Genomic DNA, 10889 nt, shown 5'->3' with positions numbered 1-10889 from the left:
GCGCCCGTGGCGGAGGAGACGCTCGACCCCGCCGTCGACATCTGGGTCAACGACCACTGTCCGACCTGGACGCTCCCCACGCTGCCGTTGATGTCCGTCGTCGACCGGCTGGCGCAGGCAGCGGCAGACCACACCGGCCAGAGCGTGCTCGCCGCGCATGACGTTCGGCTCCGGCGCTGGATTCCGCTCACCGAAGCCGTCCGGCTCCGGACCGAGGTGGCACCCTCACAAGCGGGGCTGGAAGTGAAGCTGCTGATGTGGCGGGAGGCGGCGACACCCACGCTGTCCCGATTCGAGGAAGTGGCAACCGGGACCGTACTGGTGGGCGCCCGTCCGGGGCACCGCCCCGGGCGGTTCGCCCCGCTGCCGGACGCCGTGGACCAGCCCGACCCGTACGCGGCGGCGGAGTTGTTCCACGGGCCGGCGTTCCAGTACCTGACGTCGTTGGCCATCGGGGCGACCGGGTCCTCCGGCGTCCTCGACACCGCACGCGGAACAGTGCCGAAGGGATGCCTGAACCAAGGGGTACTGGACGCGCTGGTCCAGGTGATTCCGTTGGCAAGCCTGTGGCGATGGGCACCGCAGGTCGGATACGCCAAGGTCGCCTATCCCCTCCGGGTGGCCTCTCTGGAGCTGTTCGAAGCCCTGCCTCAGACCGGTGAGGTCGAAGCCGAGGCCCGCTTCGCAGGCTTCGACTCCGCAGACGCGAGCCTCGGTCCCACAGTGGCGATCGACCTCCAGCTCTGCGTGGACGGGAGGGTCGCTGCCGCGCTCCGGCTGATCAGCGTCCTGCTGCCCGTCGGGCCACTGTCCCCCGCCTCGCTCGTCGAGCGGCGGGACTTCCTCGCCCACCGTCGTCCGGTCGAAGGGGTGGGGCTGTCCCTGGCCGCCGACGGAGCGACGGAAGTCGTCGCCGGGGACATCGACGCGGTGGACTGGCTACGTGGCACCGTCGCGCACGCCTTGGGCCTGCCGCCCGGGTCCCGGGGCAGGGACCATTTGGCTGTCATCGCGGTCAAGGGCCATGTCAGCCGACTGGCCGGCGTACACCCGTCCACCGTGGAGGTGAGCCATGACCTCCGCTCCGCCCGCACCGCGTCCGGAGAGTGTCACCTGGTGGCGGTCGACAGCACTGGGGAAAAGGTCACCGTGTGCTCCGGTGGTGCGCGATGACCAGCACACTCAACAAGGTCGTCGGCCCGCTCCGGGCTCCCCGCTCGGAGCGGTTGGTGCGCATGCTGTCCAGAAGGCGGAACGCGTTCCTGGCTCTGATGGTGCTGGTGACGATCGCTCTGGGAATCTTCGGCCTGGGCGTGTTCGGCCGGCTCTGCGGTGGCGGTTGGACTCCCGCGACCTCGGACTCGGCCCGCGCGGACGCGATGTTGCGAGAGCACTTCCGGTCGGGCAACCCCGACCTCGTGTTGCTCGTCACCGCACCCCGGTCCGTCGACGAGCCGCAGGCAGCGGCCGCCGGTGTGCGCCTGACTCAACGGCTTGGCACCGATTCCCGGGTGCAGCACCTCGACTCGTACTGGCCGCAGCACGAACCGGCACTGCGCTCCCGCGACCGTCGCAACGCGCTCATCAGCCTGCGACTGCTCGGCAACGAACACGAAGTGACGAACGCAGCTGAAAGCATTGGCAGGGAAGTCGCCTCCGGTACGGCGCCGCTGACGACGACCGTCGCCGGCCGTGCGATGGCCAACCGTGCGCTTGAGGACCAGAGCCAGCTGGACCTCGTACGTGCCGAACTCGTTGCCGCCCCGCTCATCCTGTTCGTCCTCGTCCGGATCTTCGGTAACGTCGTCAGCGCTCTGCTCACGCTCTCCGTCGGCGGCATCGCGGTGGTGGGCACACTGACGATCCTGCGCGCGCTCACCGAGTTCACCCAGGTGTCGATCTTCGCGGTCAACCTCACCACGGCGTTGGGCTTCGCACTGGCCATCGACTACGGCCTGTTCATCATCACTCGCCATCGGGAGGAACTGGCCGCGGGACGCGATGTCGAGGAGGCCGTCCTGGAGAGCCTGCGCACGGCCGGCCGGGCCGTGTTCTTCTCCGCCCTGACCGTCATGCTCTCGATGGCGGCGCTGCTCGTCTTCCCGATGTACTTCCTGCGCTCGCTGGCATACGCGGGCATGAGCGTGGCGGCCCTGGCCGGGCTGACCGCCGTACTCGTCCTGCCGGTGTGCCTGCTGGCCGCCGGACATCGGGTCAACCGGCGGCGCGGCGAGCTGTCACCCGCCGGGAAACGCCGGGACAGCGCTGCCGTTGAGCGCGGGCACGGCTTCTTCTACCGCACCGCACGGATCGTCATGCGTCGTCCCCTCGTCGCTGTCTCCCTGGTGCCCCTTGCGCTGTTGTCCATGGCCAGTCCGTTCCAGCGTGTCGAATTCGGCCTGTCGGACGACCGTGTGCTGTCGGCCTCCTCGCCTGTGCACCAGGCCACCGAGGTGATGCGCAACGACTTCGACGTCCAGGCGACAGCCATGGCGAGCATCGTGCTGCCCGGCCTCACGGGTTCGCCGTCGTCGCCCGAGCTGGCCGACTACGCCCGCCAGGTGTCCCTGGCGCCGCACGTGCTCAGGGTGGACACCGCAACGGGCTCCTACATCGGAGGAATCCTGCGGACCCCGCCCACACCGCTGTCCGCCCGCTTCTCCGGCCCGGGCGGCGACTGGCTCTCGGTTGCCACCGATGCCGAGCCCTACTCCGCCGAAGGCCGCGAGCTCGTCGGCGCACTACGGGCGGTGCCCTCTCCGGTGCCCGCGCTCGTGGGCGGCGACGCTGCCGCGCTCGTGGACACCAAAGCGGCCGTCGGCGACCGGCTCGGCGAAGCCGTCGCCATCATCGGGCTGGTCACCTTCGTCCTGCTGTTCCTGTTCACCGGCAGTGTCCTCATCCCGATCAAGGCCCTGCTGGTCAACCTGCTCAGCCTCACTGCCACGTTCGGGGCGATCGTCTACGTGTTCCAGGATGGCCATCTGCAATGGCTGGTCGGCGGCTTCCTAGTCACGGGCACCACGGACACTCTCCTTCCCGTGCTGATGTTCTGCCTTACCTTCGGGGTGTCGATGGACTACGAGATGTTCCTGCTGTCCAGGATCGTGGAGGAGCACCGCCGTACGGGCGACACTGCCGCCGCCGTGGCCGTCGGGCTGGAACGAACCGGTCGCCTGTTCACGGCCGCGGCCCTCGTCATCGCCATCGCCATGGCGTCAATGGCCACCTCTCACCTCACCCCGCTGAAGCTCCTGGGTGTGGGGCTGACCCTCGCGGTTGTCGTCGACGCCACGTTGGTGAGGGTGCTTCTGGTTCCCGCGATCATGAAGATGGCGGGTAGGGCGAACTGGTGGTGCCCGGTACCCCTACGCAACGCGCACGCCCGGCTCGGTCTTACCGAGGATAAATCGCAGGCGGTGGCGTGACTGGCCTCTCCCCGGCCGGATGCGACTCCGGGAGGACCACCGCCCGACCCTGCACTCGGTGTCTCCCGCGCGGAGCAGTTCTCCGTGTCCACCCCTGGTACCGGTGGGCTCGCTGACACACCGAGTGATCGGAAGAAGTCCACCAGCCTCAGTCTCCCGTGCCACTGGAAGTGCACCGCGTCAATGCTCCGTCGTTGTGCTCTCGCGCCTTTCTTACTGGCGGGATGTCCGCCTGAGCGGGCGCAGCTCCACCGGCCACCCACCGACGCCCGCCCAACCCGCAGGACAGCCGGCACCCGGTGAGCAGCCACCACTCGTACCGAAGCCCGGCAGCCCGCCGTCGACCGGACCGCCGCAGCAGCCGGAGCCGAACCCGACGCCCGGGCAAGGACCCGGTACGCGCCGAACGGCGCGCTGCCCAGCTCGCCGCGGTCGATCCGGACCGGAACCCGGCGGTGCTGGCGTGGTCGGTGGACTGGCAGCGGCACTACGTCGGCCTGGCCGCGCTCCTCGACGACGGGGCGCTGCTGACAAGCGTCGTGCCCGGGGTCACCTACCGCGGCGACGACATCGGCCGGTGGCTCACCCGCCAGCAACGCGACTTCGGCCGGCTCAACGCCGAGCAGCAGAAGCGACTCGCCACGTGCGGTGTGCAACCGGCCATGCAGGCCCGTAAGGCACCGGCGCCCGGCGAGGCGAAGAAAGGGGGCGCGGCGAGGAGGCGTTCACACGGGGCCTGGCGGCGCTCACGCAGCACGTCGAGCGGGAACAGCGCACCGTCATCCCGTGCCAGCACACCGAACGCATCACCGTCGACGGCCAGGCCAGAACCCCCACCCCACCGACCAGGCAATTCTCACCCAGTGACCAGCCGATGCTCATCACCTGTCCACGACCAGACCACAGCAACCACCCAGCCAACTCCCCTCACACACACAAATGAGTTAGCCCCACATGCGCCAACAACTCACCGGACACCCAACCGAGAACCACCCCGGACAAGCAACCGGAGACTCCCAGACTGCGCTTCTTCGACGCTGACGGCTCCGGGTGGGAGCAGAACTCGCCAGTGGCCGACTCCGCCAGCATGGCCGTGCTCGACTGATGTGACTGCCCTCATCCGCGAAGGCGAAAGAAGAAGCCACGCTTGTAAGACCTCACGGCTGTGGCATCAGCCTGAGACAGTGAGGTCCGGCTCAGGACGCTGACCTGGGCAGCAGATCGGCTGGCGGCGTGTTGGAGCAATGCTCGCGTGGGCGCTGGGGCTGACCGCCGTTGAGGACAGGGCAGACGGCGCCCGGCCGCTGCTCAGGTGGCAGACGGGCGCGGCGGCGCTGGGACCAGGTGGCGTTCGACTGCCGTTCGCGTGCCGCAAGGCGCACCCGAGTCACGTCCAGGGCCATGCGGTATGCGGCGCGTTGGGAGCGGGCATGCGGCGGCATCAACGATGGCTGTTCGACGCCGCGTTCACGGGCGTGCGATGAAGAGGCGGTCGGAGAAGCTGGGGACGATGTCGCGCATGCGGGTCAGCACGGGATCGCTCTCAGGGTCGAGCGAAGTCAGCGCTGTGTGCCATCCGAGGTATCCGCAGGTGTTCAGTGCTTGGTCCACATAGTCCGTAAAGGAAAGGGGCAGTTCGGTCAGAGACTCCCCGAGGTAGTGGAAGTAGACGGTGTTCTTCGGCCGCTCCCCCAGGGGCTGGAAGAAGGCACCGCACGCCTCCGGGATGTATAGATCGAATGGCTTCACCGCCCTGAACCGGTCGCCCCCCTCAAAGCTGTCGAACCAGACGGCGTCCTTCCATTCGGAGAACACCTTCTCCACGGGGAGAATGTTCACGGATCCCTCGTCGGTCGCCTCGCCGTCGCTTCCCGACGCCAGATAGGTCCACTCCAGCCTGAAACCGTTCACCTGCAGGTAAAATTCCTCGGCTCCCGCCGGGAGGTGTCCGCCGGCCTCCGACCGGACCCTGTCGACGAGGCCCTGCGAGGCGGGGGCAGCCACGTCACACCGTTTCACCGAGAAGCCCGGAACAGCCTCCAGTTCGCCGATGCGTGCTTCTATGCGGTCCCTGTATGTACCGTTCATCGCTGACTCTCCTTTCGTGACGTCTAGAATCCGCCCAACCTGCTCTGGGACCTGGTCGGCCTGGCCGTCCTTGCGGCTTCCGCTGCCGCAAGCGTGTTCATGCGCTGTCTGAACCCATCCTTGTAAACCTGGTCCAGGTGCGCCCGGGCGTCGAGGAACCCGACAGGGTCCTGTGCTGAGCCGCTCTGGGCCCAATCGGTGAGCACCTGCATTTTTTCCGGATCAGTGCGGCAGACATTCTGCAAGAACCCGTTGATCAGCCCTTGTCCATGCATCGCTTCGGCGAGACGGGCCCGTTCGGCGGGCGGGTAGTAGTCGTACACAAGTTTGTCCTGGGAAGCGATCGCATCCGCCCGGAAGCCGAGAGCAGCCAGGAACACGTGGCGATCGGTGACACATCGGACGATCCACTCCCGTTGCTGGGGAAGTGCTCTGGTCGCGAAGGCGTCCTGGACGGCCGCGTTGTGACCGACCGCTATCAACGGCCCGAAGCAGTGCTCAAGCCATGCATTCTCATCGCCCGCCAGCACCAGGTTCAGGAAAGCATGCCTGTCCGCGGCAGGCAGGAGCATGAGAAACGCTCCCTTGTCCCCCGCCGTCTGAGCTCGGTAGAGGTGGGGGTATGCCTCCATGATGTGCCGTTTCAGGAAGGGCTGGACCAGAGTCAGCACCTCTCCGCGGAACTGGTCGCTGCGGGTCGCGAGGTCGGTGAGCAGCATCTGGGCGGCCGGCAGCGTGGCTGGAAGGTTCTGGTAGTGCTGTATGGCCGCGGCAGCGATCGCGGCGACTGGCAGCGTGATGTGGGACGACCAGGTCTCGTTCACCGTTGCATGTTGGGCTTTTCGCCCTTGCCACGTCATGGAGATGTGGTTCGGTACGACAGTCGACAGATCCAGCGGGTTGCCGGGGCCGTTCTGGTAGGTGACCTGCGTCATGAGGTCGACGGTGTACCCGTACGCCACCAGATCCTTCACCGGGTTCTCGGCTTGGGCCGACATCTGCGAATTCACCAGCGCGGGCCCCGGAGCCAGATTGAAGCGATTGTTTCCAGGTCCGCCCAGGCGCCCGTTCCACAGATGCATACGAACGGCATTGTAGTGATTTCCCTGAGGCATCTGGCCCCCCAGCTGTAGACCCTGGCTGAGGAGAGCGGCCCAGCCGATCGGATCCCCGGCATTGGTCGGGTGGTTCGCGCCGTCGCCCAGGGGGATGCCGCGCAGGTTCGTGACTCTCACGGTGCCGGCCCGCCCGCCGTCCGGCTGGAAGACGGGATCGTCACCTTGCATGGTCCCCTGCGTCCATGCTCGCTGCACCACGGGCTGCGCCGGCGACGCCGGGGCCGGGAGGGGCCCAGGTGCGGTCCGGGCGGCATGGCGCTGCACGGCAGTGGGCAGGGCCATCGCTTGTTGTGCAGTGGCCTCCGCCTCGCGTTCGAATCGGTCGGAGGGATCGGAGACGCGAAGTCCGGCACCATTGTCCGTGCCGGCGACGGGCCCCTGACGCTGCTGGATCACGTGGGTGAGCTCGTGCGCCAGCGTGTGGTTGTCAGCGCCTCCTTCTCCGACCACGATGTGGCTGCCTGAGGTGTACGCGCGGGCACCGACCTCAGCGGCGGAGGCTTTGGCCGCACCGTCGTCATGGATACGGACGTCGGAGAAGTCCGCACCGAGCCGAGCCTCCATATCCCCGCGCGTCGCGTCGTCCAACGGACGGCCGCTGGTGCGCAGGACGTCGTGGACGGCGGATCGCTGCACGGCGGGCTTCTCGCCTTGATGTCCGCATCCGGCGTTGTGCTGGTGCTGTTCGAATTGGGGCTGGGCCCAGGGGTGTCCGGCCTGGCGGAGCATCTGCACTACGGCCGCGTTACCCGCACTGGCCTGCAGGGCCAAGAGGCTAGCCGCGCCCCCTCTGGCCGGGGACGAAGCCTTGGCCGGCGAGCGGTCTGCCATGTGGGCTTGTTCGTTGGCGTGCATCGGATCCTCTCACGGGCTGCGCGCCCGGAATCTGAGCGGATGGGCGCAGGCCAGTGGCCACTCCCGCGGGCGAGGGCACGAACCTTCCAGATCGCGCCAACGCATCCCTAACGCCTGCGGACGGCTGTCATTAGCGCCGTGACCGCGTACGTTCGCCGGATCGGGGTGAGTATGTCGATGATGGGCTCCAGCGCTTGTCGGTGAGCTCCGGGAGCGGTCGGGCAGGTTCGGTCCCGGAAATGTCGATGAGTTTCAGCAAAGCCGATGACTTGCTCGGGATAGTCGTGCAGCGCCTCCCGCGGACTCTGCCTTGATCCGCATCTGGCCGGATGATCGGCTCGCTCCGGCTTCAGCGCAGCCTGTCGCCCGGGGCTGACCAACGCAATCCTTGCCGCCGCCCCGGCCCCATCGCCGGCCTGCGCAACGTCGAACGAGAGATGATCCTGCCCACCGACCAGGCCGTCGAGACCGTCCAGGAAGCCGCCCACCGCCTCGGCGGACACCACCATGCTGACGAACTGGGGACGCATTCCGGACCTGCGCACACCCGCGAGGCTGACCATTGAGGACTTCCGCGGCGCCATTCTCAGCCAACGCCTTTCCGCGGCGCCATTCTCAGCCAACGCCTCAGGCCGCCTGCGGGGGCGACTCCCGGCGAACCTCCTGCCCCCACCTCCACCTACATCGTCACCACCTTCGACGGACGGCTCAGCGCCGAACTGGCCACCGCACACTGCGCTGCACGCGCCGACGACATCGTCTCCGCCCTCGACGAGACCATCCACCAGATGACCACCTGAACGCGTCCCGGGACCCGGTGACCCGGTGGTGTGAACGGCGGCCCGCGCTCCTGCCCCGGCCCTGTCCGAGGGGCGGGTGCTCTGGGAAGCGTGCCCCCAGTTCAGCGGCCCGCGATGACCGCAGACACCGTGAACGCACCTACGGCCCCGGCGCAGACCGCGATCGACGCGCTGGTGCTTGGGCGAAGCGGCAGCCGGGGATGCAGAAGGTGGTGACCGAACGTGAGGAGAAGAACAGCGTCGCCATCGCCTCCAACGAGTCCTTCGGCGGCTGGACCAAGACCTTCACCGACCCCCGCCTCTGCGCGGCCATCGTCGACCGCCTGACCTTCAACGGCACCATCATCGAGACCGGCACCGACTCCTACCGCCTCGCCAGCACCCGGGCACGAGCCGAGCAACCCTCCAAGGTCGGCTGACACCTGCCGGTTCTGGCTCGACCGCTGCCCTCACGGCCGACGGTCGAGCCGGACGGTGAAATCACCTACTCGTCGGCTCGGGCCACAAGCAGCGGCTGGAAGAAGCCTGTGTCCTGCGGCATCCGCCAACGGGCGTCGACAAAGCCGGCCTCGGCTGCCAAGCCGGCCAACCGGTCCTGGCTGAGGGCCCAGTAGGTGGTCCGGCGGACCTTGACGCGCCATTCTCCGCCTGCCGGAAGGAGTTGGAAGTGCTCCAAGTCGTAGTGCTCACCGTCGTCGTGCCAGTGCCAGAGCTGGAAGGTGACGGTCCGTTCTCCGACGTCGGCGCAGTCGGCGGTCCGGTGGACTTGTGGAGGCATCGAAACGGGGTGGTCGCGCAGCAGGTCGTCGTAGTGGCGTGTGCTGACCAGCAGCAGGCCGTCGGGGCGCAGCACGCGGCGCATCGCGGCCAGGGCGGCGTGCACATCCTGCTCTGTCAGCAGGTGGGGCAGCGAGTTGTCAGCGCAGACGACGACGTCGAACCGGCCATCGGGAAACGGAAGGCGTCGCATGTCGGCGGCTGCCGTGCGCAGGCTGAGGCTCCGGCGGGCGGCCTCACGGCCAGCGCGGGCGGCGGCGCGAGGGCTGAGATCGGTGCCAATGACGCGGTGCCCGCGCAGCGCCAAGCCGATGGCCTGCGTGCCGATGCCGCAGGAACAGTCGAGCACCTCGACGCGATCCTGACCGATAAGGGCGTCGAGGGCGTCCCCCTGCCGGCGAATGCTGGCGTCCCAGTCTGAGTAGATCAGGTGGTAGTCGTCGGCCAGTTCATCGTAAAAGTGCGCCACCGATGTCTCAGGCATGGCCAGAGGCTACCGTGCCTGATCTTCCGGAGTCGCTGGTCGCCTCAGTGGTCCGCGCGAACGCCCTCACTGACGACAGTGCCGTCATTTCCCGTGAACATCTCCGAGCGCGTTGATCGCCAACTGCTGTCGAAACCCACCGACAAACGCTGCTGCTGAACGTGAACGAAGCCAGGGAGCCCGCAACACGAGTTGCCCCTGGTGCGGGCGGCGTGGCCGTGGTGACGCTGGTGGGCTCCGGGAGGAACCTGTCCGTGATCGTTGTGGCGGAGTACGAGACGAGTGTGATGCCGTCGTGCCCGGCCTGCGACGCGCCGCTGCGGGCGTGGGGCTACGCCCGCGAGCGCGCGATCGGGCTGCCCGAAGGCGGCCTACGGCGGCTGCGTCCGAGGCGGGTTCGCTGCCCCTCCTGCCGCACCACGCACGTGCTGCTGCCGCCGTACTGCCTGCTCCGGCGGGCGGACAGCGTCCACACCATCACCGCCGCTCTCCTGGACCACGTCGCCGGGCACAGCCACCGCCGCATCGCCGAGCGGCTGCACCGGCCCGCCGCGACGGTCCGCGGCTGGCTCCGCCGAGCGACCGCACGCGCCGCGTTCTGGCGCCGCCACGGCATGATCTACGCCTACCACCTCACCCCGGACGCGGGGCCGTTGCAGCCCCGGGCCACCGAGCTGGCCGAGGCTCTCGACGTCCTGGGCAAAGCTGGCCGCGCCGCCCAGGAGCAGAACGCCGACTGGGCGGCTACCGACCCGTAGGGCGTTGTCACCCTGGTCACCGGTCGCCGGCTCCTCACACCCGCGTAAACCACCCGCGACAGCAAGCACACGAAGCCGACACCGTGATGACGACACGTCACCCCGGCGAGTGAACGAAAGCCGCCTCTACGCCCCCACAGTGAACTTCGCCAACATGCTCACCATGAGCGTCGGGCAACACGGGGGTCATCGGTCGCCGGGCCAACCGCGCGGCCTACACCCTGACCAGCCTCTACGTCCCCGGCGCCCTGCACTACTGGGGCGATGTGGTGTTCACCGGCTCCACCACCGCCAGCGGCGAACTCCTGGGCCTGACCACCGATCAGGCAAGCGCGCTGGTGGAGACCTATCTCGACCATGTGGCCACGGGTCTGATCCCCCGCCAGTTCGGCTGCTGACCACTGCCGGTGCCTGCCCGCCGGGCCTCGTGTGCGGGGCCCGGGTCCCCGGAAGACAGTTCAGAGAGAGGAAGATCCGTGAAGTACACGATCGTGGGCGACTGGTACAGCGTTGAGGAGCTGTTGACTGAACTAACTTAGAAGTTTCTGCTGGTCAGTTGGGGTATCTGCTAGCTTCCGTCC

General features: G+C 68.1%; 9 protein-coding genes and 1 pseudogene. 7 read left to right on the top strand and 3 right to left on the bottom strand.

Annotated features, from left to right (window positions below; genetic code table 11):
- Window positions 1-6 precede the first annotated feature (6 nt).
- Together ADK54_RS34770 and ADK54_RS34765 are read left to right on the top strand one after the other, a co-directional pair.
- Window positions 7-1173 (top strand): polyketide synthase dehydratase domain-containing protein, encoded by a 1167-nt coding sequence (locus ADK54_RS34770; protein ID WP_053729781.1) that lies wholly within the window; start codon window positions 7-9, stop codon window positions 1171-1173.
- The gene (locus ADK54_RS34765) at window positions 1170-3428 is read left to right on the top strand and encodes an MMPL family transporter (RefSeq protein WP_053729804.1); all 2259 of its coding nucleotides are present in this window, start codon (window positions 1170-1172) and stop codon (window positions 3426-3428) included. The genes ADK54_RS34770 and ADK54_RS34765 overlap by 4 nt, the downstream gene beginning before the upstream one ends.
- A gap of 1467 nt (window positions 3429-4895) precedes the next feature.
- On the opposite strand, the gene ADK54_RS34760 is transcribed toward ADK54_RS34765, so the two are convergent.
- Together ADK54_RS34760 and ADK54_RS47940 are read right to left on the bottom strand one after the other, a co-directional pair.
- Entirely contained in the window at window positions 4896-5516 is a 621-nt protein-coding gene (locus ADK54_RS34760; RefSeq protein ID WP_053729780.1) for a hypothetical protein, read from the bottom strand.
- 23 nt (window positions 5517-5539) lie between these two features.
- Entirely contained in the window at window positions 5540-7489 is a 1950-nt protein-coding gene (locus tag ADK54_RS47940; protein ID WP_420717460.1) for a DUF4157 domain-containing protein, read from the bottom strand.
- A gap of 329 nt (window positions 7490-7818) precedes the next feature.
- Here ADK54_RS47940 and ADK54_RS46990 point away from each other — a divergent pair, with 329 nt between their 5' ends.
- The 3 genes and pseudogenes from ADK54_RS46990 to ADK54_RS34745 all read left to right on the top strand — a co-directional run.
- Window positions 7819-8055 (top strand): hypothetical protein, encoded by a 237-nt coding sequence (locus tag ADK54_RS46990; protein ID WP_199827100.1) that lies wholly within the window; start codon window positions 7819-7821, stop codon window positions 8053-8055.
- Window positions 7997-8281 (top strand): phthiocerol/phthiodiolone dimycocerosyl transferase family protein, encoded by a 285-nt coding sequence (locus tag ADK54_RS48985; RefSeq protein WP_107090688.1) that lies wholly within the window; start codon window positions 7997-7999, stop codon window positions 8279-8281. The genes ADK54_RS46990 and ADK54_RS48985 overlap by 59 nt, the downstream gene beginning before the upstream one ends.
- Window positions 8282-8495: 214 nt before the next feature.
- A pseudogene (locus ADK54_RS34745) lies at window positions 8496-8708 on the top strand (ATP-binding protein); the annotation flags it as partial.
- A 65-nt stretch (window positions 8709-8773) separates the two neighbouring features.
- On the opposite strand, the gene ADK54_RS34740 reads toward ADK54_RS34745, so the two are convergent.
- The gene (locus ADK54_RS34740; RefSeq protein ID WP_053729777.1) at window positions 8774-9550 is read right to left on the bottom strand and encodes a class I SAM-dependent methyltransferase; all 777 of its coding nucleotides are present in this window, start codon (window positions 9548-9550) and stop codon (window positions 8774-8776) included.
- Window positions 9551-9804: 254 nt separating this feature from the next.
- Between ADK54_RS34740 and ADK54_RS34735 the strand changes: the two genes are divergently transcribed.
- Together ADK54_RS34735 and ADK54_RS48400 are read left to right on the top strand one after the other, a co-directional pair.
- The gene (locus ADK54_RS34735) at window positions 9805-10308 is read left to right on the top strand and encodes a DUF6431 domain-containing protein (protein WP_159047994.1); all 504 of its coding nucleotides are present in this window, start codon (window positions 9805-9807) and stop codon (window positions 10306-10308) included.
- A gap of 266 nt (window positions 10309-10574) precedes the next feature.
- Window positions 10575-10706, top strand: coding sequence for a hypothetical protein (locus ADK54_RS48400; RefSeq protein ID WP_267887064.1), 132 nt, complete (start codon window positions 10575-10577; stop codon window positions 10704-10706).
- The last annotated feature ends 183 nt before the right edge of the window (window positions 10707-10889 follow it).

Source organism: Streptomyces sp. WM6378 (assembly GCF_001279695.1).
Classification (GTDB): Bacteria; Actinomycetota; Actinomycetes; order Streptomycetales; family Streptomycetaceae; genus Streptomyces.
The sequence above is the reverse complement of the archived record's forward strand: the minus strand, read 5'-3'. Positions and strand labels throughout refer to the sequence as shown.